This window comes from Chryseobacterium populi (assembly GCF_000282115.1).
In the GTDB taxonomy this organism is placed as follows: Bacteria; Bacteroidota; Bacteroidia; order Flavobacteriales; family Weeksellaceae; genus Chryseobacterium; species Chryseobacterium populi.
In genome coordinates this window covers 16,957-42,579 of the sequence record NZ_AKJY01000091.1, presented here as the reverse complement: position 1 = coordinate 42,579, position 25,623 = coordinate 16,957, and the positions used below count along the sequence as shown (strand labels likewise).

The 25,623-nt window shown below is 36.2% G+C and carries 30 protein-coding genes and 1 tRNA gene; 18 read left to right on the top strand and 13 right to left on the bottom strand.

Features of this window, described 5'->3' with window-relative positions:
- Positions 1 to 102: 102 nt before the first annotated feature.
- Positions 103 to 564: an Lrp/AsnC family transcriptional regulator gene (locus tag PMI13_RS17565; protein ID WP_007846254.1), complete on the bottom strand. Its 462-nt coding sequence runs from the start codon at positions 562 to 564 to the stop codon at positions 103 to 105.
- Positions 565 to 807: 243 nt separating this feature from the next.
- On the opposite strand from PMI13_RS17565, the gene PMI13_RS17560 reads away from it, so the two are divergent.
- From PMI13_RS17560 to PMI13_RS17535, 6 genes are all read left to right on the top strand, one after another.
- On the top strand, positions 808 to 1,698 hold the full coding sequence (locus tag PMI13_RS17560) for an aspartate carbamoyltransferase catalytic subunit (RefSeq protein ID WP_007846253.1): 891 nt from the start codon (positions 808 to 810) through the stop codon (positions 1,696 to 1,698).
- 85 nt (positions 1,699 to 1,783) lie between these two features.
- Positions 1,784 to 2,857 carry a carbamoyl phosphate synthase small subunit gene (locus PMI13_RS17555; RefSeq protein WP_007846252.1) on the top strand — a complete coding sequence of 358 codons (1,074 nt, stop codon included), beginning with the start codon at positions 1,784 to 1,786 and terminating at the stop codon, positions 2,855 to 2,857.
- 41 nt (positions 2,858 to 2,898) lie between these two features.
- Positions 2,899 to 3,252 (top strand): four helix bundle protein, encoded by a 354-nt coding sequence (locus PMI13_RS17550; RefSeq protein WP_007846251.1) that lies wholly within the window; start codon positions 2,899 to 2,901, stop codon positions 3,250 to 3,252.
- Between the two features lie 57 nt (positions 3,253 to 3,309).
- Entirely contained in the window at positions 3,310 to 6,492 is a 3,183-nt protein-coding gene (gene carB / locus PMI13_RS17545; RefSeq protein WP_007846250.1) for a carbamoyl-phosphate synthase large subunit, read from the top strand.
- Between the two features lie 143 nt (positions 6,493 to 6,635).
- Positions 6,636 to 6,986: a hypothetical protein gene (locus PMI13_RS17540; protein WP_007846249.1), complete on the top strand. Its 351-nt coding sequence runs from the start codon at positions 6,636 to 6,638 to the stop codon at positions 6,984 to 6,986.
- A 51-nt stretch (positions 6,987 to 7,037) separates the two neighbouring features.
- Entirely contained in the window at positions 7,038 to 7,538 is a 501-nt protein-coding gene (locus tag PMI13_RS17535) for a hypothetical protein (RefSeq protein WP_007846248.1), read from the top strand.
- Between the two features lie 140 nt (positions 7,539 to 7,678).
- Here the strand turns inward: PMI13_RS17535 and PMI13_RS17530 are convergent, their stop codons facing one another.
- The gene (locus tag PMI13_RS17530) at positions 7,679 to 8,530 is read right to left on the bottom strand and encodes an aspartyl protease family protein (RefSeq protein WP_007846242.1); all 852 of its coding nucleotides are present in this window, start codon (positions 8,528 to 8,530) and stop codon (positions 7,679 to 7,681) included.
- A 132-nt stretch (positions 8,531 to 8,662) separates the two neighbouring features.
- Between PMI13_RS17530 and PMI13_RS17525 the strand changes: the two genes are divergently transcribed.
- The 7 genes from PMI13_RS17525 (at position 8,663) to PMI13_RS17495 (ending at position 12,853) form a co-directional block, all read left to right on the top strand.
- Positions 8,663 to 9,187, top strand: coding sequence for a Crp/Fnr family transcriptional regulator (locus PMI13_RS17525; RefSeq protein WP_007846240.1), 525 nt, complete (start codon positions 8,663 to 8,665; stop codon positions 9,185 to 9,187).
- 54 nt (positions 9,188 to 9,241) lie between these two features.
- Complete coding sequence (locus PMI13_RS17520) at positions 9,242 to 9,805, top strand: DinB family protein (protein ID WP_007846237.1); 564 nt, start codon at positions 9,242 to 9,244, stop codon at positions 9,803 to 9,805.
- A gap of 69 nt (positions 9,806 to 9,874) precedes the next feature.
- On the top strand, positions 9,875 to 10,741 hold the full coding sequence (locus tag PMI13_RS17515) for a hypothetical protein (protein ID WP_007846235.1): 867 nt from the start codon (positions 9,875 to 9,877) through the stop codon (positions 10,739 to 10,741).
- A 64-nt stretch (positions 10,742 to 10,805) separates the two neighbouring features.
- The gene (locus PMI13_RS17510; RefSeq protein ID WP_007846234.1) at positions 10,806 to 11,318 is read left to right on the top strand and encodes a methylated-DNA--[protein]-cysteine S-methyltransferase; all 513 of its coding nucleotides are present in this window, start codon (positions 10,806 to 10,808) and stop codon (positions 11,316 to 11,318) included.
- A 28-nt stretch (positions 11,319 to 11,346) separates the two neighbouring features.
- On the top strand, positions 11,347 to 11,952 hold the full coding sequence (locus PMI13_RS17505; RefSeq protein ID WP_007846232.1) for a DUF2911 domain-containing protein: 606 nt from the start codon (positions 11,347 to 11,349) through the stop codon (positions 11,950 to 11,952).
- A gap of 2 nt (positions 11,953 to 11,954) precedes the next feature.
- Entirely contained in the window at positions 11,955 to 12,485 is a 531-nt protein-coding gene (locus PMI13_RS17500) for a GNAT family N-acetyltransferase (protein ID WP_007846230.1), read from the top strand.
- A complete protein-coding gene (locus tag PMI13_RS17495; protein ID WP_007846228.1) occupies positions 12,482 to 12,853 on the top strand; it encodes a cupin domain-containing protein in 372 nt (123 codons plus the stop codon). Before PMI13_RS17500 ends, PMI13_RS17495 begins: the two co-directional genes overlap by 4 nt.
- 90 nt (positions 12,854 to 12,943) lie before the next feature.
- On the opposite strand, the gene PMI13_RS17490 is transcribed toward PMI13_RS17495, so the two are convergent.
- From PMI13_RS17490 to PMI13_RS17480, 3 genes are all read right to left on the bottom strand, one after another.
- On the bottom strand, positions 12,944 to 13,690 hold the full coding sequence (locus PMI13_RS17490) for a dienelactone hydrolase family protein (protein ID WP_007846226.1): 747 nt from the start codon (positions 13,688 to 13,690) through the stop codon (positions 12,944 to 12,946).
- Positions 13,691 to 13,841: 151 nt separating this feature from the next.
- Entirely contained in the window at positions 13,842 to 14,456 is a 615-nt protein-coding gene (locus PMI13_RS17485; RefSeq protein WP_007846225.1) for an HAD family hydrolase, read from the bottom strand.
- A gap of 162 nt (positions 14,457 to 14,618) precedes the next feature.
- Entirely contained in the window at positions 14,619 to 15,047 is a 429-nt protein-coding gene (locus PMI13_RS17480; protein ID WP_007846224.1) for a type I restriction enzyme HsdR N-terminal domain-containing protein, read from the bottom strand.
- Positions 15,048 to 15,053: 6 nt separating this feature from the next.
- Here PMI13_RS17480 and holA point away from each other — a divergent pair, with 6 nt between their 5' ends.
- A complete protein-coding gene (gene holA, locus PMI13_RS17475) occupies positions 15,054 to 16,091 on the top strand; it encodes a DNA polymerase III subunit delta (RefSeq protein WP_007846223.1) in 1,038 nt (345 codons plus the stop codon).
- 248 nt (positions 16,092 to 16,339) lie between these two features.
- Positions 16,340 to 17,281: a thioredoxin-disulfide reductase gene (trxB, locus tag PMI13_RS17470; RefSeq protein WP_007846222.1), complete on the top strand. Its 942-nt coding sequence runs from the start codon at positions 16,340 to 16,342 to the stop codon at positions 17,279 to 17,281.
- A 164-nt stretch (positions 17,282 to 17,445) separates the two neighbouring features.
- Here trxB and PMI13_RS17465 read toward each other — a convergent pair.
- The 3 genes from PMI13_RS17465 to PMI13_RS17455 all read right to left on the bottom strand — a co-directional run bounded on the left by PMI13_RS17465 (position 17,446) and on the right by PMI13_RS17455 (position 19,350).
- A tRNA-Ser gene (locus tag PMI13_RS17465) sits at positions 17,446 to 17,533 on the bottom strand.
- A gap of 190 nt (positions 17,534 to 17,723) precedes the next feature.
- Entirely contained in the window at positions 17,724 to 18,782 is a 1,059-nt protein-coding gene (locus tag PMI13_RS17460; protein WP_007846219.1) for a 3-oxoacyl-ACP synthase III family protein, read from the bottom strand.
- 220 nt (positions 18,783 to 19,002) lie between these two features.
- Positions 19,003 to 19,350, bottom strand: a complete 348-nt coding sequence (locus PMI13_RS17455; RefSeq protein WP_007846218.1) for a winged helix-turn-helix transcriptional regulator — start codon at positions 19,348 to 19,350, stop codon at positions 19,003 to 19,005.
- Positions 19,351 to 19,478: 128 nt separating this feature from the next.
- On the opposite strand from PMI13_RS17455, the gene PMI13_RS17450 reads away from it, so the two are divergent.
- The gene (locus tag PMI13_RS17450; protein ID WP_007846217.1) at positions 19,479 to 20,540 is read left to right on the top strand and encodes an NADH:flavin oxidoreductase; all 1,062 of its coding nucleotides are present in this window, start codon (positions 19,479 to 19,481) and stop codon (positions 20,538 to 20,540) included.
- A gap of 85 nt (positions 20,541 to 20,625) precedes the next feature.
- On the opposite strand, the gene PMI13_RS17445 is transcribed toward PMI13_RS17450, so the two are convergent.
- Genes PMI13_RS17445 through PMI13_RS17430 form a run of 4 tightly spaced genes read right to left on the bottom strand, consistent with a single transcriptional unit; the run spans position 20,626 to position 22,162 of the window.
- Positions 20,626 to 20,967, bottom strand: coding sequence for a hypothetical protein (locus PMI13_RS17445; RefSeq protein ID WP_007846216.1), 342 nt, complete (start codon positions 20,965 to 20,967; stop codon positions 20,626 to 20,628).
- 14 nt (positions 20,968 to 20,981) lie between these two features.
- On the bottom strand, positions 20,982 to 21,413 hold the full coding sequence (locus PMI13_RS17440) for a hypothetical protein (RefSeq protein ID WP_007846215.1): 432 nt from the start codon (positions 21,411 to 21,413) through the stop codon (positions 20,982 to 20,984).
- A 9-nt stretch (positions 21,414 to 21,422) separates the two neighbouring features.
- Positions 21,423 to 21,872 carry a hypothetical protein gene (locus tag PMI13_RS17435; protein WP_007846211.1) on the bottom strand — a complete coding sequence of 150 codons (450 nt, stop codon included), beginning with the start codon at positions 21,870 to 21,872 and terminating at the stop codon, positions 21,423 to 21,425.
- Between the two features lie 26 nt (positions 21,873 to 21,898).
- Positions 21,899 to 22,162: a hypothetical protein gene (locus PMI13_RS17430; RefSeq protein WP_034669551.1), complete on the bottom strand. Its 264-nt coding sequence runs from the start codon at positions 22,160 to 22,162 to the stop codon at positions 21,899 to 21,901.
- Between the two features lie 359 nt (positions 22,163 to 22,521).
- On the opposite strand from PMI13_RS17430, the gene PMI13_RS17425 reads away from it, so the two are divergent.
- On the top strand, positions 22,522 to 23,802 hold the full coding sequence (locus PMI13_RS17425; RefSeq protein WP_007846208.1) for a phage integrase SAM-like domain-containing protein: 1,281 nt from the start codon (positions 22,522 to 22,524) through the stop codon (positions 23,800 to 23,802).
- 99 nt (positions 23,803 to 23,901) lie between these two features.
- Here the strand turns inward: PMI13_RS17425 and PMI13_RS17420 are convergent, their stop codons facing one another.
- Positions 23,902 to 24,744, bottom strand: a complete 843-nt coding sequence (locus PMI13_RS17420; protein WP_007846207.1) for an AraC family transcriptional regulator — start codon at positions 24,742 to 24,744, stop codon at positions 23,902 to 23,904.
- Positions 24,745 to 24,848: 104 nt separating this feature from the next.
- Between PMI13_RS17420 and PMI13_RS17415 the strand changes: the two genes are divergently transcribed.
- Complete coding sequence (locus tag PMI13_RS17415) at positions 24,849 to 25,613, top strand: acetolactate decarboxylase (protein ID WP_007846206.1); 765 nt, start codon at positions 24,849 to 24,851, stop codon at positions 25,611 to 25,613.
- Positions 25,614 to 25,623 lie beyond the last annotated feature (10 nt).

Here is a 25,623-nt window from a genome sequence, read left to right as displayed (position 1 = left end):
GAAGAGGTAAAAAGGCGTAAACTTAACCAGGCAATACAATGCAAATACTGTCTTTAAAATTGAGTGAAGTGGCCTTGTTTAGCCTTGCGATCAAAATAAAATTTATTCCAGATCGATTTTAAATTTGGTAGATTTTTTCACCTCATGCAGGACGATGGAGCTGTGGTACTGCCCAATATTAGGAATGTTTGAGATAACATTGACTGCGAAGTCATTATAAGAATTAATATCCTTTGCAATAATCTTCAGCATATAATCATATTCACCGGAAAGGCTGATGATTTCCTGTACTTCATCATGCTTCCCAATGTTTTTTTCAAAGGTTTCGAGTACTTTCTGAGATTGCTCTTTAAGACGGATATTGCAGTAAACAACAATATTAAGGCCCAGTTTTTCACGGTTTAAAAGCCCTACATATTTTTCAATAATTCCTTGTTTCTCCAATTGTTTGATACGTTCATACGTTGGAGTAAAGGTAAGGCCTATCTTTTCTGAAATTTCTTTTACAGAAAAAGTAGAGTCTTCCTGAATAATGCTGAGAATCAATTTATCTTTTGCGTCCATACGGTAAGTTTGAAAGATAACAAAAATATTAAGAAAAAATGAAAATAATGGATGGTTAAGGTTTTTAATTTTTTTTTGAATTTAGATTTTGCCATGTCGGTAAATTTTTATATCTTTGCACCTAATGAATAAAAGAGTATTTATATCATTAGATTTACCGGGCGAAAGCGCCCTTTACGATATTTATTGTTATTAAGCGAAGATTTTGTCTTCGCTTTTTTTATGTGAAAAAATTAAGATATTATGTTTACGATTACAGAACTAAGTACCGAGAGAATCAACAGTATACTGACAGAAGCACTCGCTTTTGCCAATGGAAAAACTGTCAAAATTGAAGGAGAAGTTTTTTGCTCAAATCTTTTCTTTGAAGACAGTACAAGAACGAAAACAAGCTTTGATATTGCTGAAAGAAAACTAGGTTTACAGGTAGTACCTTTCGATGCATCTCACAGTTCTGTAAATAAAGGTGAAAGTTTATACGATACGGTAAAAACAATAGAAAGTTTAGGCGTAAATTTAGTCGTGATCAGAGACAAGAAAGACCGCTATTTTGAAGAACTGAAAAATATCAGCATTCCTGTAATCAATGGAGGAGACGGAACAGGAAACCACCCTTCGCAATGTATGCTGGATCTGATGACAATCTATCAGGAATTCGGGAAATTTGAAGGCCTGAAAATCGGAATTGTAGGCGATGTAAAACACAGCCGTGTAGCCAACTCCAATGCAGAAGCATTAAGAAGATTAGGTGCTAAAGTATATTTCTCGGGACCGGAGCAATGGTTTGATGAAGGGGCTTTGATCAACGGGACTTATCTGGCTGTAGATGAATTGATTCATGATGTGGATGTTCTGATGCTGTTAAGAATCCAGCATGAAAGACATGATGCAAAAATGAGTTTCTCCGCGTCAGAATATCATAGAAAATATGGTTTGACCAAAGAAAGAGAGAAGGCAATGAAAAAAGAAGCGATCATTATGCACCCGGCTCCGATCAACAGGGGGGTGGAGATCGATACAGATTTAGTAGAATGTGAACGTTCAAGGATCTTTAAACAGATGCAGAACGGTGTCTTCGCAAGAATGGCAATTTTGAAAGAAGTTTTAGAACAAAAAGGCCATACTTTTAAATAATTGTAAAAAGTAAAAAATACATTCTGCAACTGACCTTATACATTGTACAAAAGAAATTACATAGAATAAAGAGATAAATAAAAAAATGAAGAAAAAATTAATACTGGAGTCCGGTGAAGTATTTCATGGAGAAGGTTTCGGAACAGAATTGGAAACTGCCGGAGAAGTGGTTTTCAATACAGGAATGACAGGTTATCAGGAATTGATTTCTGATCCTTCATACTGCGGTCAGATTGTTTGCATGACTTATCCGCTTATCGGAAACTATGGGATTAATAGAGATGATTATGAAAGTATCGAGCCTGCAATCAAAGGGCTTATTGTAAAGGAAGTCTGTGACCTGCCATCCAATTTCCGGACACAGATTACTTTAGATGAATTATTCAAAAAGAAAAACCTTTCAGGGATTTCAGGAATTGATACAAGAAGACTGACAAGAATTCTTCGTAACTCCGGAGTTGTGAAAGGGAAAATTGTAAATGCTGATGCAGATGAAAATGCAGTGGCTGAAGAATTAAAATCTACAGTGTTCCCTACAAACCAGGTAGAAATGGTTTCCACAAAAACACCATATGCAAACCCGGGAAGAGGTTTTAAAGTAGTATTGGTTGATTTCGGTTCCAAATTAGGAATTATCAGAGAACTTTCTCAAAGAAACTGTGATATCATCGTAGTTTCACAAGATACAACGGCAGAAGAAATTTTATTAATGGATCCTGACGGAATTATGCTTTCAAACGGTCCCGGTGACCCTGAAGACAATCCTCATGCATTAGAAATGATCCGCGGGTTATTAGGAAAAGTTCCGATCTTCGGAATCTGTTTGGGACATCAGCTAATAGGTTTGGCTTGCGGAGCAAAAACTTTCAAATTAAAGTTTGGGCACAGAGGTGGGAATCACCCAGTTTTAGACCTGGAAAAAAATAAAGTTTCCATCACCTCTCAAAACCACGGTTATGCAGTAGATCAGGAAAGCCTTAAAGACACAGATTTAATTGAAACCCACATCGCCCTGAACGACAGAACCAACGAAGGACTGAAACATAAAATCTATCCTTGCTTCTCAGTGCAGTACCACCCCGAAGCCAGCCCGGGCCCGGAAGATGCGAATTACCTGTTTGATGAGTTCATTGATTTAATGGAGAACTTTAAAAAGTAATTTAGATTTCAGATAATAGATATCAGATAACAGACTTTACCATGCATAATTTTGAGAAATTACTTTTCTGGCAGAAATCAATAGAACTCGCAAAAGAGATTTATATTATTTGTGTTGATTTACCAAAAGATGAAAAGTTTGGATTGATCTCTCAAATTAAAAGGTCAGTAGTTTCAATTCCGTCAAATATTGCTGAAGGAGCTGGAAGAAATAGCGATAGAGAGTTTTATCATTTTCTTGGAATTGCGAACGCTTCTTCGTTTGAATTACAGACCCAATTAATTTTAACAAGAGAATTAAATTTACTCAATACTGATAAAGTCAATAGTTTAATATCAAATCTGAATGAAATTCAAAAAATGATTTATTCATTTAAGTCTAATTTAAAAAAATAAAACACAATGCTGGAAGTCTCGAATCTGACATCTAGCATCTCATATCTAAAATAGAAAATGGCAAAACGTACAGATATAAAAACAATTTTAGTAATAGGTTCCGGGCCTATCATCATCGGTCAGGCTGCGGAATTTGATTATGCAGGAACACAGGCTTGTCTTTCTCTGAGAGAAGAAGGCTATAAGGTGATTCTGATCAATTCAAACCCGGCAACGATTATGACGGATGTGGAAATCGCAGATAAAGTATATATTGAGCCGATATCCCTTCAGTTTGTAAGCCACATCATCAGAAAAGAACGTCCGGATGCGCTTTTACCGACTCTTGGAGGACAAACGGGACTGAATATGGCAGTGGAGCTGGAAAAATCAGGAATTCTTGAAGAATGTAAAGTTGAAGTGTTGGGAACAACTCTTTCAGCGATCAACAGAGCGGAAGACAGAGATTTATTCCGTGAACTGATGCGGGAGCTGAATGAGCCGGTTCCTGAATCTGATATTGTAAACACCGTAGAAGGAGCACTTAATTTTGCTGATAAAATCGGGTACCCTGTGATCGTTCGTCCTGCATTCACTATGGGTGGAACAGGAGGTGGGATCGCTTCCAATGAAGCTGAATTGAAAGAAATTGCAGAATTAGGATTGAAATACAGCCCGGTAACACAATGTCTTATTGAAAAATCAATCGCAGGTTTCAAAGAAATCGAATACGAAGTAATGCGTGACGCCAACGACAATGCAATTGTGGTTTGTAACATGGAAAATATAGATCCTGTAGGAGTTCACACAGGAGATTCTATCGTCGTAGCACCGTCTCAGACACTTTCAGACAGAGAATACCAGCTGCTGAGAAATGCCTCCCTGAAAATCATCAGAGCTTTGGGAATTGAAGGTGGATGTAACGTGCAGCTGGCTTTAGACCCACATTCATTCAACTACTATATCATCGAAGTAAATCCAAGAGTATCCCGTTCATCAGCTTTAGCAAGTAAGGCAACAGGATACCCGATTGCTAAGATTGCCGCTAAAATTGCAGTAGGTTTAACCTTAGATGAAATCATGAATCCAGTAACAGGCAAAACTTATGCGTGCTTTGAACCGGCTTTGGATTATGTGGTGACTAAATTCCCAAGATTCCCTTTCGATAAATTCGAAACAGCAGACAGAAGACTTTCAACACAGATGAAAGCAACAGGAGAGGTAATGGCAATCGGAAGGAATTTCGAAGAGTCTTTACAAAAAGCCATCCGTTCCCTGGAAACGGGAATCAGACATTTAGGCTTAAAAACAAAACAGGCTTTAGCTCTTACAGATGAAGAAATTGAAAGAAGAATAAAAGTTTGTGATGATGAAAGATTATTCATTATCGGTGATGCTCTAAGAAGAGGCTATGACTGGGAGCAGATCGTAGAATGGAGTAAAATAGATAAATTCTTCATCTGGAAGATCAAAAAACTGATTGATTTTGAAAAAGAAATTGCAGACCATAAATTTGATAAGGAAACTTTAATCAAAGCGAAAAAATTAGGTTTTGCCGATCTGAATATCGCTGTCCTTTGGGATGCAACACAAAGAGAAGTTTTCAATTTCAGAAAAGAAAACGGAGTGATGCCGGTTTATAAAATGGTAGACACCTGTGCTGCAGAATTTGAAAGTGAAACCCCTTATTTCTACGGAACTTACGAAGAAGAAAATGAAAGTGTGGTTTCAGATAAAGAAAAAATCATCGTTTTGGGCTCCGGGCCAATCAGAATCGGACAAGGGGTTGAGTTTGATTACGCAACGGTTCACTCAGTTTGGGCAATCAAAGAAATGGGTTATGAAGCGATTATCATCAATAATAACCCTGAAACGGTTTCTACAGACTTCTCAATCTCGGATAAATTATACTTTGAGCCTTTAACGGAAGAAGATGTAATGAATATCATCGAGCTTGAGAAACCAACAGGGGTGGTTGTTCAGTTCGGTGGACAAACAGCGATTAACCTGGCCGATAAACTGGCAAGCCACGGGGTGAAGATCCTGGGAACTTCACTGGAAGACCTTGACAGAGCCGAAAACAGGGATAAATTTGAGAAAGCGCTTCAGGAGCTGGGAATTCCGCAACCTTTAGGAAAAACATCCACATCAAAAGAAGAAGCGATAAAAATTGCAAACGAAATCGGTTATCCGGTTCTGGTACGTCCGAGCTACGTTTTAGGAGGTCGGGCAATGGAAATTGTGTATACTGAAACAGAACTGGCACACTATATGGAACATGCGGTAGATGCAAGCCCGGAACACCCGGTATTGGTCGACCGGTATATTACCGGAAAAGAAGTGGAAGTAGATGCTATCTGTGATGGGGAAACCGTAGTTATTCCCGGAATTATGGAGCACATCGAGAGAGCGGGAGTTCACTCCGGAGACTCAATCGCAGTATATCCGCCACAGAATGTTTCCCCAAAAGAAATTGACACATTGGTAGATTATACGGAAAGACTGGCGAAAGGACTGAATGTAATAGGACTAATGAATATACAATACGTTTTGTTTGATGGAAATGTCTTTGTGATCGAAGTCAACCCACGTTCATCAAGAACGGTTCCTTTCCTTTCTAAAATCACGGATGTTCCGATGGCTAACCTGGCTACAAAAGCAATTTTAGGACAAAAACTGAAAGATTTAGGTTACAAAAACGGACTGGTACCGAATAAAGAAGGTGTATTTGTAAAAGTTCCGGTATTCTCATTCTCAAAGCTGACAAAAGTAGATATCTCCTTAGGCCCTGAAATGAAATCGACGGGAGAAGTGATGGGGAAAGATACCACACTGGAAAAAGCCCTTTACAAAGGATTGATTGCAGCAGGAAGAAAAGTTCCGATGCATGGTTCAATTCTCTTTACGGTAGCTGATAAGCATAAGCAGGAAGCAGCAGATCTGGCAACAAGATTCCATGAAGTAGGCTTCAGGATCTGGGCAACGGAAGGAACGGCTAAATTCTTCGAAGAAAAAGGAATTCCTTGTAAAATAGGATACAAAATAGGGGAAGAAAGTGTAAACCTGATCGACCTGATCCAGAAAGGAAAAGTACAGTATGTAGTAAACACAACGACAAAAGGAAAACAGGCAGAAAGAGACGGATTCCAGATCAGAAGGATGAGTGTGGAAAACGGTGTCCCTTGTCTGACTTCGATGGATACAGTTGAAGCCATATTGAAAGTGATCGAAAGCATGAGCTTCAAAATGGAGACCATGTAATTTCAAAAATAAATATTCTAAACCTCATAGATTTCGAAAATCTATGAGGTTTTTTTATTGGGTGAAATTAAACTATTTGTTCATTGATAGAATTTGTGTAAATTCGGCATTATTAGCAACTTATGGATAGAAGTTAAAGATTTATGAGAGGAAATATTAAAGTTTTATTATATATCTCAGCTTTATTTTTGTTATCTCAGTGTTCATATCGTAACAAATTTGAAAACAAATTTCAAAATTTTGTTTCTGATTCAGATAAAATATTATTTGACGGGGATAGGTTGCATCCTACTTATGCTTATCTGAAAGATGGAAAACTGAAAGGCATTGAGTTTAACGGCCATTCTGTTTATGTAATTGATCCAACAACAAATAGAATTGTAGTTTATACAAAATTTACAAACGGAAAAGAAATAAGCAATAATCTGTTCCAAAGTGAGAAAATAAACATTAACAGATACAGGATAGAAATAAAAAACTGGAAAAACAGGTAAGCCCGCTTTGAAAGTTTAAAAACAGATAAATTCCACCAAATAATAATAACCATGGCAGAATATCAGGCAAAATCAAACAGCTCTTTATCTTTTGATGTGACAAAAGACGGTAACTTAATCGGGAAGCTGTCTTACAAAAGTTGGTTTAAGTTTAACGCAATAATAGAAACGGCAGATTCAAGCTACCAGGTTGAGCCGAAAGGTTTCTGGGGAACAACAATTGAGCTTAAGCAGGAAGAAAAAGTATTCCTAAAATTCAGAATGAACTGGAATGGAGAAATTGTTATACAAACTTACTTTGATGACGAAAAGAAAAGTTATGTTTTTAAGCACAGAGGTATTTTCAAAGAGTCATTTATACTTACAGATCAGGACGGCGTCGAACTTCTGGTGATGAAACCGCACCTGAAATGGAACATCATGAATTATGAATATCAGATAAAAACATCTGATGCTTTTGAAATATTTTCCAATAAAGAAATCATATTGATGAATTCATTACACTGTGCCAATTACTATATGTCTATGATGATGTCTTCGATGGGAATGTAAATAAACCTGTCTATTGCTAACCCCCAATTAAAATGACATAGGAAGCTGTAACGTTAAGAAAATTCTACTGTCTGAGAGCGGGAGAAAAACTGAAACAAAATAATACCGTTCAGTCTACATAAGCCGGGGATTTTTATTTTTTAATTGATTTTAAAATAAGGTTCAGAAAAATATTTGCTGGGTTTAATGTAAGCTGTTTTCCTGTCAGCAGAAAAAATCCAGATAAATCTTCGCAGGGTATCTGCACCGAAATAGCTTACTTTCTGTGTTTTGAGGTCTCCGGCAAAAAATCCGGCAGAAACATTTTCCATAGTGATATTTCCGATTCTAAATTTGGGTAAAATTCCCTGTTTGGTTATCACACTTTTTCCGCTGGAATTTTTCAGCGTTTTTTCTCCGGTAACCTGCAGTTTCTTATCCAGTTGATGATCTTCTGCAAACTGATTATTGTAAAGCAGCCCGCCGGAATATCCGGATTGAAGAAGAAAATGGCCCTCCTGCTGTTTTCCGTCAATAATATTGTCTGCATTGATGAATAGCTGATCTCTCTCCGGAAATATGGTGATAAGCTGATACTCTTTTAAATCCGGCAGCTGATCATAAATAACAAACTGGTTGTTATCATAATCGATTTTGAATGCTTTTCCTGCAAAAAATCCTGTTCCTATTTTTCCGTCCGCCTCATGTCCTGTAATTTCATTATCAAAAAAACGGATGCTTTTCTTTGAAATGTTTCCTATCTGTACCGTATTATTATCGCTGATCTCATCTTTATCAAAAATAATATGATCGGCTTTTCGTGTGCGTTCAGGAGAGATTGAGGCATCTCCCATGGCAATTTGAAACATAAGGTCCAGAGAATCTTGATCATTCACCAGTGCTTTTACAATGATATTATTGTATTTTGTAAGCCGGAACGGAACTGTTTCCTGTGCATTTGCCGTGAAAAAAATAGCGGTGAAAAAAAATATAATATTTATTTTTTTTGACATTGTTTAATGGGTTAATGGTTAATCGTTTTATACCGGAAAATTACCCTTTATTTTTGGGATGAAAAAGAAATAATTATTTAAACATTGTAGATTGAGAAATTTTATTAATTTTAGTTTAATGAACGAGTTTTTATGAATATTATCCAAACCCTGCTTGATGCCGACTTGTTTCAGGTGAAAAAAACAATCCGGCGGTATCGGTTTCTGAAAGTAAAAGATGAAACAGATACTGATATTTATTTTATTGAAAACGGCAGTGTCAGGATTTTTATCATGGACGATGAGGAAGAACGGATTATCCGTTTCGGATATACAGGAAATATTATTGTTTCACTGGATTCTTTTTTATCCGGAAAACCATCAGATTTTTATATCCAGGCGCTTAAAAAAACAGAAGTAAGGATAGCCTCAAAAAAAAAATTCTATGAATTTATTCATTCCGGTGATGAAAACCTGAAACTTTGGAATTTTATTTTGGAAGATCTGGTATTACAGCAGCTTGAAAGAGAAAAAGATTTACTCATTGGCTCTCCGAAAAAACGATTTGAAAGGGTTTTAAGCAGAAGCCCTCAGCTATTTCAGGAAATTCCAAATAAATATATAGCCAATTATTTACGGATGAGCCCGGAAACATTATCAAGATTAAAAAAATCTTGAGCCTGATCAATATTTAAGAAAAATCCAATCCTGAAATTTGCATAAAAATCATCAATGAAAATTTCTTCTTTACAGTTAATTTCAGAATTAAAAGAAATCACTTCTCAAAATGTTCAATATACAGAAACACTTTTGAATAGACCGGAAAATGAGCTTAATTACAGAGCTTTGGAAAACAGCTGGAGTGTGCTGGAATGCATCGAACACCTCAATCGGTATGGAAACTTTTATATTCCTGAAATTAATAGAAGAATGCCGGCCTCAACCTCAGGCCCAGCACCAAAAAAAACTTTTTCACCGGGAGTTTTAGGAAATTATTTTGCCAAAAGCATGCTTCCGAAAGAAAAACTGAATGCAATGAAAACATTCAAAACGATGAATCCTATTCACAGCCGGCTGGATAAAAATGTTTTAAATATATTTATTGATCAGCAAAACCAATGGTCAGATCTACTGGAAAGAGCAAAAAACATTGATCTCGAAAAAACCAAAACCGGAATCAGTATTTCAAAACTTATTAAACTCAAACTTGGTGATACATTTCGTTTTATAACCTATCACAATCTGAGGCATATTGAACAGGCGAAAAGAGTGCTGGAAATGAAAGATCGAGGCTAAACTCAATGTTTTATTTCCATTTGTCAGGAATGCAATAAATCTCTAATTTTGCGATTCTAATAACTCTACATGAAGAAATTTCTTTTTTGTTTCTTATCACTTATCGTTTTATCATGCACTAACGATAATGATAGTATTGAAAACTCAAGTGTTAACCATGCAAAAATTCAGACCCTAACTATTAAAGATGAAATGGTTTCCAATGGAGTTGCCAGTCTTGCTGAAAAATATGATTTTAAATTTGAATATAACGGAGATCGGTTGATTAAAGTCTGGGATATTCACGGTAATTATACTGAGAATTTAACTTATAACAGTAATAATTTACTTACAAATATAGTTATTACGGGTTATCAGTATCCTGGTATAGAAGATCATGTCCCTTTAAATGTTAGTAGGAAACTAATCTATGACAGTAGCAACAGACTGATAAGATCTGAGAATCCGGTGGTAACTAATGACGCAAGGTCTTATACAACATTTGAATATCCATCTTCAAATATTATTATTGCTAAATATTATATTCAGTATCTCAATAATGCCGATAAATTGAACAGGGTAACTAAAATTTATCTGGATAATGGAAATGTTTCAAGAGTTGAATTTGCATTTGTTGATAATTCCATTTTTATGCAAGGAATAAAATATGAATATGATCAGAAAGTAAATCCTAATTTCTTAATTGATAAAAATAGAATATTAGGATTGGTTGATTATAGCTTTAACATTTTTGTGCTTCAGGATTTTTCTCAGATTTCTAAAAATAATGTAATTAAAAAAACTGAGTTTTTGACAGCAGATGGCACGGATTATATGTATGAGCCAACATATCTTCAATACGATTACCAAAATAATCTTCCAAGTAAAATTGTCTTTCAATACGACTGGCCGAATGGCAGTCCATCATTAAGGGTTTCCTCTATTTACGGATATTAACGAAAAAAATATATAAATTTAAGCCTTGTAAGTTTTAACTGACAAGGTTTTTTATTTAGAACATATGGAAATCATACATCTTAAAACCATATCAACCCCGCTCGGAGATATGTTTGCCTGTGCTGTTAATGAAGGAATTTGCCTGCTGGAATTTACAGACCGGAAAAATATGGAAAGACAATTCATTTCACTGTCCAAAGCTTTGAATGCAGAAATTGTGCAGGGTGAAAATAAACATTTCAAACAACTTGAAACAGAACTAAAAGAATATTTTGAGGGTAAAAGAGCTGAGTTTGAAGTTCCCTTATATATTACCGGCACAGCGTTTCAGGAAAAAGTATGGCAGCTTTTGCGTGAGATTCCGATGGGAGAGATCCGTACGTATAAACAGCAGTCGGAATTTTTAGGAAACCCGAAAGCGATAAGAGCCGTAGGAACAGCAAACGGAATTAATAAAATTGCAATTTTAATCCCGTGTCACCGTGTCATCGGGTCAAATGGAGAGCTGGTAGGCTATGCCGGCGGAATCTGGAGAAAACAAAAATTATTGGAATTAGAGAAGGCTATTTTGTTTTGAATTCGTATTTTTAAACAAAAATTTACACGTGAAAAAGTTACTATTTGCACTTTGCATATCAGCTTCAGCTTTCAGTTTAGCACAAGACTACTCGGTTCCGGCCCTGAGCCCGCGCCAAAAGGTAGAACAGCAGTTTTCAATGTCTAAAATCACCGTTGATTACGGAAGACCGGGTGTGAAAGGACGTAAGATTTTCGGAGAACTGGTTCCTTACGGACAGGTCTGGAGAGCGGGAGCCAACTCGTCTACAAAAATTACATTCGGACAGGCCGTTAACTTCGGTGGAAAAACAGTACAGGCAGGTACTTATGGTCTTTTCATCATTCCTACGGAAAAAGAATGGAAAGTAATTTTAAATAAAGATTTCCAGCAATGGGGTGCATATACTTATGATCCGAAACAGGATGTGGTAGATGTTACGGTGCCTGTGAATAAATTAGCAGACAAACAGGAATGGTTTGAGATCACATTAAATCCGACAGATGAAAATTCAGGAAATTTAGTGATCAAATGGGATATGGCCCAGGCAGAGGTTGCTTTAAAACCTGCAAAACTGGATGCCGTTATCAAGATTTCCGATAAGCTGAAAGAAATCAAGAAAATAGAATCTGACGCTGCAAAAACAAAAAGCTAAAAATGAATTTTTCTATCCAACCTGTTTTAGAAAATCAGGAATATCAATTAATCCCCTTACAGCAAGGGGATTTTGAATCTTTATATGAAGTGGCTTCAGATCCTGAAGTTTGGGAACAGCACCCTAATAAAGACCGGTACAAAAGAGAAGTCTTTGAAAACTTTTTCAAAGGAGCTATCGAAAGTAAAGGGGCTTTTAAAATAATGGACAAAGCTTCGGGTGATGTGTTGGGAAGCAGCCGTTATTATGATTTTGATGAAAATAACAACAGCATTTTTGTAGGATATACTTTTTACGGGACAAAGTCCTGGGGAAAAGGAATTAATCCACAGATCAAAAAGCTTATGCTGGATTATATTTTCGGATTTGTAGATAAGGTTCATTTCCATATCGGTAAAGAGAATTTCCGTTCGCAAATCGCTTTGGAAAGGCTTGGCGGGCAAAAAATTGCCGAAGAAGAGGTCGCTTATTTCGGAGAATCTACAAGAACTAATTTTGTGTACGAAATAACAAAAGAAAACTGGCAAAAATGAAAAAATATAAAATTCAGAAATCTCCATTTGTAGTTCCTACAACAGATGGGAAATTAATCGAAGAGCACTGGGGAAACTCAACTCAGAATTCAAATATCTCAATTGCTCATATGGTAGCACCACCGGATTGGAGTGAACCTTATCAGACTCCTGAATTTGACGAATTTACTATCATTGTCTCAGGAAAAAAGCAGTTTGAAATTGATGGCGAAACTGTCGTTTTAGAAAAAGGCCAGAGCATTCTTGTTGAAAAAGGAGCAAGAGTACGTTACAGCAATCCTTATGCTGAGCCTTGCGAATATATCGCCATCTGTCTTCCTGCGTTTTCAATAGAGCTCGTGCATAGGGAAGAGGAAGGAGTAGACTAAACAATGTATCAACTTAAATAATCTAACAATGTACCAATGATCTAGACTGAATCCAAAATTGTTATACAGGTACACTGTTAGATTGTTACATTAATGATTTAAAACTTCCTTCAGGAACATCAAAGTATGATTCCATGCTCTCTTTGCCATTATTTCATTATAATCCGGTGATTTCGGATCTGTGAATGTGTGTTTTGAATGCGCATACGTGATAATTTGCCAGTCTGCCTTTCCTTCATTCATCTCTTTGATCAGGTTGTCATAATCCTCCCGGGTTACTCCCTGGTCATCAGCCGGATTTTCAACTAGTATTTTAGAGGTGATATTTCCGTTTTTTCTGGTCTGGTCTTTTGAAAGGCTTCCGTGAATAGAAACAACGCCTGCTACAGGTAAGTTTCCTCTCGCCGATTCTAAAGCTCCGGTACCACCGAAACAATATCCTATAACAGCAATTTTTGATGGGATAGCCCCGCTTTTCTTAAGCTGTTCCAAAGCTAATGCAATGCGCTTCTGGTAGGCTTCATAATTCTGTTTGTAATAACCTGAGGTTTTTGCAGCAGCAGTATTATCGGCAGGTATATTTCCTTCTCCGTAAATATCGGCAATGAAAGCAATATAACCTTGTTTTTCAAGCTCAGCGGCAGCAGTTTTAGCTTCATCGTCTATCCCTTTCCAGGCAGGAAGAATAAGCACTCCCGGAAGTTTTTTTCCGGCATTGGAAGTCACCAGGCCGCTTAATTTCTGAGAACCGTCCTGATAGGAGACTGTTGAGAGTTTTTGACTGAATAAAGATCCTGAAGTCATAAATAAAGCGGTGAATAAAATTGAACGTATCATATTTTGTAATTTTAGTGATTTTCAAAAGTAGTTTGCCATGTTGAACGAAGACAGTGTGATTTTGTTCTTATCATATATTTAATAAAAAATCCTCATCTAAATTAATAAAAATAACTTATAATGAGGATTAATAGAATTCTGTTAAAAGTGTCTATTCAAATTTTACACCTAGGCTATTGAGTTTTTCTTCTAAATTGGTATCCGGAGTGATATGAACTGTACTGAAACCCAATGACTGTGCCATTTCAATATTTTTTGGATTATCGTCAATGAAAACAGATTCATTAGCCTGTAGATCATATCTTTCCAATAAAACATGCCAGATTTTGGGATCGGGCTTAATTAATTTCTCTGTTCCCGAAACAACAATTTTTCCATTAAACAGCTGAAAGAAGTCATAATTTTCCAGGGCATACGGGAATGTTTCTTCCGACCAGTTGGTTAAACCGTATAACTGATAATCGGTTTTACCCAATTTTCTTAGAACTTCAACATTGTGAGGAATGTCGCTCTTTAACATGACAGTCCAGTTATCATAATACGCCCTGATTTCTTTTTCCCATTCAGGGAATTTTTTAACCTGGATTTCTGTTCCTTCTGCAAGAGTTCTGCCGCGGTCCTGTTCTTCATTCCATTCCTGTTGTGCGATATGAGTAAGAAAGTATTCCATTTTTTCATCATCATTAAAATAACCCCTGAAAAAATATCTCGGATTCCAATCCATTAAAACACCCCCAAAATCGAATACTATGTTTTTAATTTCCATATTTTATTTCTTGTTGAATTTGTTTAAAAATTATACACTACAAAATTCACAAAACTTTTTTATTTACAGGCACCGGAACGTCTGTTTTGTAAAAAAATTAACATCCTGAAAATATATAGTTCACATAAGAAAGTGTAAAGCCTGTCATTCCGCACGAATTTTTTACGGCTTATAAAACTGATACTGCTCGTTTTCAAAATACGCACTGATATGCTGCAGGCCATTGGTTAAAATAATTTCTTTCGCCCCTATAATAGAGTTATATCTTGCGGTTTGCTCAAAAGTTTTTTCTGTTAATTTAATTTGTGGAGCTTTACATTCAATCAATATTTTGGGTTGGGCTTTTTCAGTAATCAGTAGGTCAATTCTTTTGGTTAAGCCGTTCAGGACAATCTTTTTTTCTGTGATTAAAGCCGATATAGAATAGGATTCTACCGTGAGGTAATAATGTATCCAGTGCTGTCTTACCCATTCTTCAGGAGTAAGCAAAAGGTAAGTTTTACGAACTAAATCATAAATAAAAAACTTATCTTTGTCTTTCTTGAATTTAAAATCAAAAGTTTCCTGAAAGTTCAGTTTTGGAAGTTCCATTAAAAGATGAAAGAATTAGATTTAATCCTCAAAAATATTAAAAATAAAGAAGTTTTACCGATTTATTTTTTCCACGGAGAAGAAGCTTACTTTATTGATGTTGTTGTAAAAGCCTTTGAACATGAGTTTCTGGAAGAAGATGAAAAAGCATTCAACCAGACCGTTGCTTATGGAAAAGATACTTCTTATCAGGAAATACTTTCATTGGCGAGACAGTTTCCGATGATGGGTGACAGACAGGTGATTATCATAAAAGAGGCACAGGATTTAAAGCTTAATGAAGAGGAAAACAGGATTCTGGAAGCTTATGTGGAAAATCCGGTTCCTTCTACAGTTCTCATTTTTGCCCACAAACATAAAAAGCTGGATAGCAGGAAAAAAGTGACAAAAGCTCTGGATAAAGCAAAGGCCCTTTTTCTGAGCGAATCAATCAAGGAAAATAATTTACCGAAGTGGATTGCTGATGAATGCATTAAATTAAGCATTAGAACAGCTCCGAATATTTCCCATCTCCTTGCAGAATACCTTGGAAACGACCTTTCAAGAATTGCCAACGAACTGAATAAACTGAAAATTATCCTTAAAAACGATGAGGTTCTCGATGGAAACATTATTGAAAACCATATCGGAATCAGTAAGGAGTACAATGTTTTTGAACTACAGAAGGCTTTAGGAACAAAAAATGCAAATGCAGCCTTTAAGATCGCGCATTTTATGGGGAAAAATCCTAAAAATAATCCTTTTGTGATGATGCTGGCAAGCCTGTACAATTATTTTTCCAATGTGATTATGTACCAGACAATGGCCGGACAGTCACCACAAACTATTGCTTCTCAGATGGGAATCAATCCTTATTTCATAAAAGATTACGCAGAAAGTGCAAGGCTATATCCTTTAAAACATGCCACAAGGGTGATTTCTATCCTGAGAGAATTTGACATGAAAGGAAAAGGTCTGGGAGCAGTGAATATGAATGAAACAGAACTTATCAAGGAGCTGGTGTACAAGATTATTCATGTGGATAAAATTAAGCTGAAGGTTTAAATGATTAAGAATTATAAGTTATGAGTTATGAGTTATGAGTTATGGGGTGGAGCAGATGTGTAATCAAACAAATTGACAGTTTCACAAGTTGCGATTTCATTTTTTAACCTTTAGCAATTGAGCCTCTAAAAAACAATTGACAATTCACATATTCGATATTGACAAGTATCATTAAAATAACTTTAATAAGACATTAAAAATTACGAAATTAGCGCTCGTTAATTTTATAATCTTTTGAAAAGCAAAATATGGAGCAAAACATTTTAGATTGTGTTATCGTAGGATCTGGACCTTCTGGTTTCACAGCAGCAATTTATGCGGCAAGAGCAGACTTGAAACCTGAACTGTATACAGGTTTGGAGCCGGGCGGTCAATTAACTACAACCACAGAAGTTGACAATTTTCCAGGGTATCCGGCCGGGATTACAGGTCCGGAAATGATGATGGATTTGCAGAAGCAGGCAGAAAGATTTGATACTAAGGTTCATTACGAAATGATCACTAAAGTTGAGCTTTCCAGAGAAATTGGTGGAGTTCACAAGCTATATGCAGGAAACAAAGAAATTCTGGCTAAAACGGTCATTATTTCTACGGGGGCTACTGCAAAATATTTAGGTCTTGATGACGAGAAAAAATATGCCGGTGGAGGAGTATCTGCCTGTGCTACCTGTGACGGATTCTTCTATAAAGGAAAAGATGTTGTGGTAGTAGGAGCAGGAGATACGGCCGCTGAAGAAGCGACTTATCTCGCTAAATTATGCAGAAAGGTAACGATGCTGGTAAGAAAAGATGTGTTCAGAGCCTCAAAAGCAATGATCCACAGAGTAGATAACACCCCGAATATTGAAGTGAGATTTCATCATGAATTAATCGGTATTGAAGGAGAAAACAGCCTTGTGGAGAGAGCTGTGGTAATCAATAACCAGACTCAGGAAACCTCTACGATTGATGTTGACGGAATCTTTATTGCCATCGGTCACAAACCGAATACTGATATCTTTGTAGGGCAGATTGATTTGGATGAAAACGGATATATCCTGACGGAAAAAGGATCTTCAAGAACAAACCTACCGGGAGTTTTTGCGGCGGGTGATGTTCAGGATCATATTTACAGGCAGGCTATCACAGCGGCAGGAAGTGGTTGTATGTCAGCTATGGATGCAGAGAAATATCTTGCTGAACTACATTAATAAGCAAGCTTAAAATGATATGAAGCGTACCAATCGGTGCGCTTTTTTTAGGATGCTTAAGTTTCTTAAAGTGTAAATCCGGTTGAAAAAAAGTACCTCAAAATAAAAAAAAAGCCTTTAAATCTTAGTATTTAAAGGCTTTTGATTTTATTTGTTTCTCCAAATGGCGGAGAGTGAGGGATTCGAACCCCCGGACCTGTTACAGTCAACAGTTTTCAAGACTGCCGCAATCGACCACTCTGCCAACTCTCCCTGAACTCCGGCTATGCCTTCGTTTTCAGTGGTGCAAATATAAAGCGTTTTTTGTTTCTGGCAAAATATTTTTGTATATCTGTAGAAAAGGATTGAAACTTCAAATTAATCTATAGTATAAAACAATTGTTATCAAAACTATAGTGTTTTAATTAAAATCAGTTTCAAGCGAAAATTATTCACTTTGATTTTAGAATTTATATACAAATGCATTAACGTTCATCCCCGCTCCTACTGAAGCAAATAATACAACATCTCCTTTATCGATCTGATGCGATGGCAATTCACCGTTTAAAATCATGGTAAGTAAAGACGGAATGGTAGCAACACTGCTGTTACCCAATTTATTAATCACCATTGGCATTATATTTTCCGGCATTGGTGTATCATAGAGCTGATAAAATCGTTTTACAATTGCTTCATCCATTTTTTCATTAGCCTGGTGAATGATGATTTTATCCAGCTGGTTGATCTCATACCCGCTCTCATCCAGGCATTTCTTCATTGCATCCGGTACATTGGAAAGGGCAAATTCATAGATTTTCCTACCTTCCATTTTAATGTATTTGGTATCCGGGCACTTCTCATTATTATAAGATTTTCCGAAAAACAGATAATCCTTTTCCTTCAGGGTAAAAGAGGCCGAAACATGGGACTGTATACCGGATTCATCATTGCTGACCTCTAAAATGGCCGCCCCTGCTCCATCAGCATAAATCATACTGTCCCGATCATGGATATCCACAACCCTGGACAGTGTTTCTGCTCCAATTACCAGACATCTTCCGGCGATTCCGGATTTAATAAAGGCATTGGCCTGTATTACGCCTTCAATCCATCCGGGACATCCGAATAGTACGTCGTAAGCGACACAAAAGTTATTTTTGATTTTCAAAAGATGTTTTACCCTTGAAGCAAGACTCGGAACCGTATCCGATTGAACAGTACCAAAACGTACATCTCCAAAATTATGGGCAAATATGATGTAATCTAAGGTTTCCGGATCAATTCCGGCGTCATCAATTGCTGCCTGCGCAGCGATCAGGCCTAAATCAGAAGTCACCTGGTCATTACTTGCGTACCTTCTTTCTTCAATACCGGTAATCTCTTTCAGCTTACTGGCGATAATAGCGTTACTTTCTGTTAATGATTCTCCGCTTTTATTGATAAAATTATGCTTGTCAAAGAATAAATTTGTGATAGTTTCGGGGGGAATATAGTTTCCTACTCCAATGATTTTACTCGTCATTTAAAAAATTATGGTCTGTTAATTCAGTTTTCTTTTTGTGAATTAAATATTATTTAGGTAAATATAACGACTAATATCAATTAATCGTACTTATGTAAAAAAATTATTGTTTTTTTAATAAAGAATATTAAACGGTGAAAACTTTAAAATGTCTGCATAGATGATACAGAGCCGGTATTGAGCCTGCTTTATACTTTCAGCAACCAGTATGCTTCGCATTTTAATTGTTATTTACACTTACCATTTCACTCATCGCAAATCTTGCTTCCCATTCTTCCAGCAATTGCAGAATAGGCAGGAGAGCAATTCCTTTTTCCGTAAGAGAATATTCTACCCTTGGCGGAAGCTCTTTAAATTCTTCTCTTATCAGCAAACCGTCTTCTTCCATTTCCCTCAACTGATCGGTAAGAACTTTACGGGAAATCACATGAATGCGTGCTGCAATCTCTCCGAAACGCAATGTCCTGTCTCTGATTACCATTACAATAATCGGTTTCCATTTACTTCCTAAAGCTGACATTGCCTTACCTAAAGGGCAGCTGCATTGTGTCATTTTGTTCTGTCTCATAAGTTACTAATAGGTTACTATTATTTGTTACAACAAAGTTACTATTTTTTTCTTTCAATAGATACAAAAACAAATTATTATTAGTTACTTTGTGTAACAAAAACAATTTAAAAATATTAAATTCAAAAATGAGCACAGACGCATTATTCAGTCCATTTAGCTATAAAAAACTTCAACTTAAAAACAGAATAGTAATGGCTCCTATGACCAGAGCCCAGTCTGCAGATGGAGTTCCTACACAACAGATTGCCGATTACTATGCCAGAAGAGCAGCTTCAGAGGTTGGCTTAATTCTTTCAGAAGGTACAGTAATCAACAGGCCGGGATCTAAAAACGTACAGAATATTCCGGATTTTTATGGAACAGAAGCCTTACAGGGCTGGAAAAACGTTATTGACCAGGTTCACCAGAACGGTGGAAAAATGGGACCACAGATATGGCATGTGGGAGACACGAGAATGTCGGAGGAATATCCTCTTACCCCAATGGAGAAAGCAGCAACGATGTCCCTTGAAGACATTGAAGATACCATCAGACAGTTTGCAGCGTCAGCAAAAGCAGCAAAAGACCTTGGATTTGATTGTATTGAAATTCATGGTGCCCATGGCTACCTTATCGATCAGTTCTTTTGGGAAGTTACCAATACCAGAACCGATGAATACGGAGGCAAGACCATAAAAGAAAGAAGCCGTTTTGCCGTAGATGTCATCAAAGCTATAAGAGCTGCCGTAGGAGAAGATTTCACGATCATCATCCGTCTTTCTCAATGGAAACAGCAGGATTATAAAAGCAGACTTGCCACAACACCTGCTGAAATGGAAGAATGGCTTCTGCCGATGAAAGAGGCTGGAGCTGATATCTTCCATTGCTCACAACGCAGATTCTGGGAGCCTGAATTTGAAGGTTCAGACCTTAATTTCGCAGGATGGGCAAAGAAAATAACCGGACAACCAACAATTACAGTAGGTTCTGTAGGTCTTAAAGAAGATTTTATGACAGCATTTGCCGGCGAAGGTTCGGAAACAACAGATCTTACAGAACTTATACGTAGACTGGAAAGAGGCGATTTTGACCTTGTAGCTGTAGGACGTGCCCTGTTAAATGATTACCAGTGGGTGAAAAAAATAAAAGAAGGAAAAGTTGAAGAACTTTCGGGGTTTGCACCGGAAAGTTTAGGCGTTTTATATTAATTTTCGAAAAGCCGTTTCTCAGTGAGAAACGGCTTTTTTAATAAACCATGAAAAAACGATTGATTCTGATCGTTTTAAAATATATTCAGACTAAAAATATTTTCTTCCATTTTGTCACCGTATTTCTGCTCATTTTAAAGTGCATTGCCAGCTGGGTATTGTTTAAATGATGTTTCTTCTGGTAATCCAGGATCTTCAGAATAGTGGGTTTATTATAAAACCGGTGTTTCTGATTAAATTCTGAAGCTTCTTTCGTACCATTCCCGAATATTAAACTGTTGATATTGATCACATCCAGATGGGAAAGGACTTCTTTATTCAGTATCTCTTTACATTCTTTTATTTTCCCTGGAAATCTTTTATTCAGAATATCCGTATAAATTTTCTTATAATCGGGACTGTTATTCTTTACATTTACTTGTTTCATTGCTATACTGATTTTTAAATTTCATCTTTATATTTGGTGATCCATCTGTGTAATGTAGATTTGGGAATTTTATATTCAGTGACTATCTGAAGCTTTGTTTTTTCCCCACTTTCGATGCTCTCCAAAATAAACCTGATCACTTCTACGGTATAAAGGTTTTTCCGGAACTGGGGCAATGCAGTTGTACTTTCTTTGTTATAGTTTGTATTTCCCGGTGGCGCATACAATATCAGATGTTGTGAAAAAAATCTGAAAAAGTCATATTCCAGAAGTTTACACCATCTTAATAAAACGTCAGTCTGAATATGATTTGATTTGTACATCCTTTTTATATCATCTTCAGAACATTTCATAAAACCGCATATTTTTTTCATATCCGTTCCATTCTCCTCAACACGGGTATAAATCAGGTTCCCGATATGAATATCCTTAAAATTAATTTTCATATCTGTCTTTTAACAATATTCAATGGTTTCTCTAAGGACTTTCTGTAGTTTCTCTATCTGATTCCGGGTTAAACCGTCAAGCCTTACTTTGGTTTCAACAAACCGGTTATCGTCTTTTTTTAGTTTTAAGTACAGATAACGGTTCCTGACCGAAAAATCATTAAGCAGATATGCCGGAAACTCAATAACAGGCCGGGTCCAGCCAATAGTGAAAGGATGATAAGACCTTACGCTTATCACCATTCCCGTGCTTTCAAACTCAAGGCACCGCATCCCGAATAGTACGATCAATAAAACAAACAGGGCAATAAAGGTTACGATCAAAATCAGGTTGCTTCCTTTAAAAGACAGCAGAAGGCAGCCTATCATCAACAGGATATCCAGTATTAAGAGGGGTAGCATCACCGCCAGGAACACTCTTGTATAATACCTGTTGTTCAGTATAAATTCTCTTCTCATAAGTTATGGTTTCTTGGTTAAAGTTTTTAGGATCTGGATTTAAAAGAAGTTCCGGTTTTTGAGAAATAAAGAATAAGGACCAAGCCTATCATCAATAAAGCCGGGACGTACATGTTTATCTTTGATTCATACACATGGTCTCTGGAATCGGGAGCCGGAATTTCGGTTGTTTTATTTTCTGTAGCAGAATGACGGTTATGTACCTCAGGCTGAGGTAAGCCTGCAAAGATCTCTTTCCTGGCTGCAAAGGCCTGCTCTTCCTTTAAATTAACCCCGGGGAATTGGGTCATTTTATATGCAACACTTAATAAAAATACACTACAAAATATTAAAAGAAAGTAATTTTTCATTATATTATTCATCATTAATAAGTAAATATTTAAGTATAGTCCTACTTAGACTATCTTTGAAAATATTATGCTAGCAGCCAGCGCTAAGCATCTGAAGTATTACTGAAAGGAGTAAACATCACTTCATTTTCATTAAAGATTTCTTAATATCATTTTATTTCCTATAATTTTAATTAACAACACTTTAATATATTTGCTGTCTATGAAAAATTAGGTATATTTGTGTTCATAAAGTAGTCTAAGTAGGACTACTTTTTTCATTAAATTGCGCTGATAATTAACTCATTAAATTATCAAAAATGACATTTCAGTTTTTTCTTACAGCCAATGATAGGTTTAAAGGTATTTCTCTTAAAATCTCCGATTCTTCCAAGGATATTAATTTTCAATTTCAGACCCCCTTCAGGATTGATGAAAATGAGTGGGATGATCAAAAAGGCAGGCCACAAAACATTTATCTGAAAAAACACAAACGCCTGTATGAAAAGATGAACCATCTTAAGCTTGAATTAAAAGAATATGCTGAAAAAAAGATTGAGCTTGGGAAACCCATCAGCCAGAGACTCTTGTCCCGGAAAGTAAAGCAGATAAGCAATGAAGGGGAAAAAACTTTTTTGGAAAATTCATTACTCTATTTCATGCAGCTTTACATTTCCACAAAAGAAAATATGATCTGCAAATCTACGTTCAAGCGTTATAAAGTCTTTTTTAATCTTTTACGGAGGTTTGAAGCCTATATCATGAGCCGTTTATACCTAGATACATTAAATTCAACGTTCATCAAAGATTTCATTCTGTTTGGTAAAGAAGAACAATACAGTGATAATACCATCTACAGAACAATACATTTTGTAAAAACCATATTAAACTTTGCTGAAAGAAAGGGCATCCGGACAAGTGTAAGAGAGCTGGAAATAAAAAGAGAAAAACAAGATAAAGACATCATTACCCTGAATGAAAAAGAATTGCTGCAAATAAAAACAACAAAGGTTCCGGCAAATTTACAGGCTGCCAAAGACTGGTTGATGATCAGTTGCTATACCGGTCAGAGATTCTCAGATTTCATGCACTTTTCAACCCATCAATTATTAAAGGTAGACGGCAGGGTCTGCATCAGGTTTACCCAGCAAAAAACACAGAAACAGATACTACTTCCGCTGCATCCTGTAGTCGTCAATATTTTGAAAAATAATAATAACCAGTTTCCAGACCTGATGGGCATGCAGGATTATAATAGGCATATCAAAGAAATTGCCAGGATGTCTAAGCTGAATGAAATTATCAGAGCTAAAAAACGATTCGGATTCAGATCCAGGAATGTAGAAACAGAAAAATGGAAAGTACTTTCCAGTCATATCGGAAGAAGAAGTTTTGCAACCAATTTCTATGGAAAGATCCCTACTCCGCTTTTAATGGAGGCTACGGGCCACAGTACCGAACAGATGTTCCTGCGCTATATAAATCCGGTTAATATGGAGAAAGTAATCTCACTCAGTAAATATTTTGATGAGATATATACGGATAGAAACCTTAATACCAATAAAATACAGTATCAAAATTTTCTCGCATCCGCTACATAAATAAGATTTTACAGGAGCTGAAAGATCATCAATAAAGAAATTTACAAACTTATCACAGATTGAAAAGAGAATGTTTAATATCTTACTGTAAACAGATTTCTATTGTCCTGCAAATTCCATTCTGAATGTTTTGGGGCTTTTACCTCTTTGGGCTTTGAAAAATTTATTCAAATGGCTTTCATCCGTGAATCCAAGCTCACTGGCAATTTCAGTGATACGCCGGTCACTGTACTTTAGCCTGTGCTCAATTAAAGTAATTTTATAATTGTTGATATAAGATTGTAGGGTTTCGCCACTGTGTTTTTTAAAATATTTCCCAAGATAATTTCCGGAAATACCGAATTCTTTACAGATACTTTCTGTTCTTATTCTCTCAGGTTCATAAATATTTGACTGTATATAATTAAGAATATCAATAATACGTTCATCAGAAGTCTCGTCTATTTTTTGTGGAAGGTATTTTGCAATATTCCGAGCTACTACTACAATCAGGGTATTAATTAATTGCTCTGTAATTTCACTGTGATAAATATCCTTGTTTACTGCTTCGCGGATAAGAGCCTCTATGACAGGGCGTACCAGTGCTTTATCACTCTGGTTTTTCAAAATACAGCCTGGCCGATGATTGGCATTTTGCAAAATAAATTCCAGTCGCTGGATATTCTCTTTAGAGATCCCATTATTTTTTAAGTAAATATTGCTAAACCGTAAAAAGAAAAACCGGGTTGTCTCATCTATGGAAAACTTACTGCAATCCTGAGGGGTCAGTAAAAACATATGATTTTGATAATAAGAAAAACTATGCTGGTTGATACAATGCTGCCCTGTACCTGTTAAAATAAATACCAATTCAAAAAAATTTTTTCTGCCCTGCATTTCAGGAAAAACATCCAGAGTTTCAAAATGAATACTGTAAGGCTCATGTAAGAAATTATTTTTCATAACGACTAATCAATCTGGCAAATTTATACCCAAATATAGCAATATTATACTAATAATAACAAATAATACTGTATAATTTTACCTCATCAAAAAAAGACATAATTATGAATGCAACATTATTAATTACACTCTCCCTCTTAAGTCCTTTAATTTTAAAATCCCAGCAGGATATTGATAAAATTTTCCATTATTCATCAATAGATGCTATGCGCAATGGGGTTTATACAGGTAATATAACGGTCAAGGATTTAAAGAATAAAGGTAATTTCGGTTTGGGAACTTATCATTTACTGGATGGTGAACTCATCGCTTTAAACGGCATTATTTACCGTATTGCAACAGACGGTTCTGTCGAACAGGCAGATAACCGCAGAAATATTCCTTTTGCTTCATTTACTTTTTTCAAAACAGATAAAACAATTGTACTGGAAAACATCAGAAGTTTTACAGATTTTCAAGAAGCTTTGCTGAAAAAACTACCATCAAAAAACCGTTTTTATGCTTTCAAGATTAAAACCGCGTACCGGAATGTTACTTTAGGTGGTGCAATAAAAGTAAATGAAAAAGACACTATTGGAATCGCTGAACTGATGAAAGCCCGGCCTCTATATAAAAAACAAAACGTAAAAGGGACCATGATAGGCTTCTATACACCGCCATATCTTAATGGATTGGATCTTTCACCATTTCATTTCCATTTTTTGTCAGATGATAAAACATTGGGAGGGCATTTAATTGAAGGCGACCTTTACAATACCTCAATCACCGTAGAGCTGGATGAAAAGAATGCTTACGAAGTTGTTTTACCTGACAATAATCAGGGTTACCAACGAGAATGGAAACCTACCGGAACAAAATCCCAATATTAAACCCCAATAT

Excerpts from the sequence above, each read along its gene's own strand:
- PMI13_RS17550 (WP_007846251.1), top strand. The coding sequence starts at position 2,899 with ATGCATAATTTTGAGAAATTACTTTTCTGGCAGAAATCAATAGAACTC.
- PMI13_RS17540 (WP_007846249.1), top strand. The coding sequence starts at position 6,636 with ATGAGAGGAAATATTAAAGTTTTATTATATATCTCAGCTTTATTTTTG.
- PMI13_RS17530 (WP_007846242.1), bottom strand. The coding sequence starts at position 8,530 with ATGTCAAAAAAAATAAATATTATATTTTTTTTCACCGCTATTTTTTTC.
- PMI13_RS17420 (WP_007846207.1), bottom strand. The coding sequence starts at position 24,744 with ATGAAAAATAATTTCTTACATGAGCCTTACAGTATTCATTTTGAAACT.
- PMI13_RS17555 (WP_007846252.1), top strand. The coding sequence starts at position 1,784 with ATGAAGAAAAAATTAATACTGGAGTCCGGTGAAGTATTTCATGGAGAA.
- PMI13_RS17430 (WP_034669551.1), bottom strand. The coding sequence starts at position 22,162 with ATGACCCAATTCCCCGGGGTTAATTTAAAGGAAGAGCAGGCCTTTGCA.
- PMI13_RS17525 (WP_007846240.1), top strand. The coding sequence starts at position 8,663 with ATGAATATTATCCAAACCCTGCTTGATGCCGACTTGTTTCAGGTGAAA.
- PMI13_RS17460 (WP_007846219.1), bottom strand. The coding sequence starts at position 18,782 with ATGACGAGTAAAATCATTGGAGTAGGAAACTATATTCCCCCCGAAACT.
- trxB (WP_007846222.1), top strand. The coding sequence starts at position 16,340 with ATGGAGCAAAACATTTTAGATTGTGTTATCGTAGGATCTGGACCTTCT.
- PMI13_RS17455 (WP_007846218.1), bottom strand. The coding sequence starts at position 19,350 with ATGAGACAGAACAAAATGACACAATGCAGCTGCCCTTTAGGTAAGGCA.
- PMI13_RS17445 (WP_007846216.1), bottom strand. The coding sequence starts at position 20,967 with ATGAAACAAGTAAATGTAAAGAATAACAGTCCCGATTATAAGAAAATT.
- PMI13_RS17495 (WP_007846228.1), top strand. The coding sequence starts at position 12,482 with ATGAAAAAATATAAAATTCAGAAATCTCCATTTGTAGTTCCTACAACA.
- PMI13_RS17535 (WP_007846248.1), top strand. The coding sequence starts at position 7,038 with ATGGCAGAATATCAGGCAAAATCAAACAGCTCTTTATCTTTTGATGTG.
- PMI13_RS17485 (WP_007846225.1), bottom strand. The coding sequence starts at position 14,456 with ATGGAAATTAAAAACATAGTATTCGATTTTGGGGGTGTTTTAATGGAT.
- PMI13_RS17415 (WP_007846206.1), top strand. The coding sequence starts at position 24,849 with ATGAATGCAACATTATTAATTACACTCTCCCTCTTAAGTCCTTTAATT.
- PMI13_RS17440 (WP_007846215.1), bottom strand. The coding sequence starts at position 21,413 with ATGAAAATTAATTTTAAGGATATTCATATCGGGAACCTGATTTATACC.
- PMI13_RS17520 (WP_007846237.1), top strand. The coding sequence starts at position 9,242 with ATGAAAATTTCTTCTTTACAGTTAATTTCAGAATTAAAAGAAATCACT.
- carB (WP_007846250.1), top strand. The coding sequence starts at position 3,310 with ATGGCAAAACGTACAGATATAAAAACAATTTTAGTAATAGGTTCCGGG.
- PMI13_RS17515 (WP_007846235.1), top strand. The coding sequence starts at position 9,875 with ATGAAGAAATTTCTTTTTTGTTTCTTATCACTTATCGTTTTATCATGC.
- PMI13_RS17435 (WP_007846211.1), bottom strand. The coding sequence starts at position 21,872 with ATGAGAAGAGAATTTATACTGAACAACAGGTATTATACAAGAGTGTTC.
- PMI13_RS17480 (WP_007846224.1), bottom strand. The coding sequence starts at position 15,047 with ATGGAACTTCCAAAACTGAACTTTCAGGAAACTTTTGATTTTAAATTC.
- holA (WP_007846223.1), top strand. The coding sequence starts at position 15,054 with ATGAAAGAATTAGATTTAATCCTCAAAAATATTAAAAATAAAGAAGTT.
- PMI13_RS17450 (WP_007846217.1), top strand. The coding sequence starts at position 19,479 with ATGAGCACAGACGCATTATTCAGTCCATTTAGCTATAAAAAACTTCAA.
- PMI13_RS17560 (WP_007846253.1), top strand. The coding sequence starts at position 808 with ATGTTTACGATTACAGAACTAAGTACCGAGAGAATCAACAGTATACTG.
- PMI13_RS17510 (WP_007846234.1), top strand. The coding sequence starts at position 10,806 with ATGGAAATCATACATCTTAAAACCATATCAACCCCGCTCGGAGATATG.
- PMI13_RS17565 (WP_007846254.1), bottom strand. The coding sequence starts at position 564 with ATGGACGCAAAAGATAAATTGATTCTCAGCATTATTCAGGAAGACTCT.
- PMI13_RS17500 (WP_007846230.1), top strand. The coding sequence starts at position 11,955 with ATGAATTTTTCTATCCAACCTGTTTTAGAAAATCAGGAATATCAATTA.
- PMI13_RS17425 (WP_007846208.1), top strand. The coding sequence starts at position 22,522 with ATGACATTTCAGTTTTTTCTTACAGCCAATGATAGGTTTAAAGGTATT.
- PMI13_RS17490 (WP_007846226.1), bottom strand. The coding sequence starts at position 13,690 with ATGATACGTTCAATTTTATTCACCGCTTTATTTATGACTTCAGGATCT.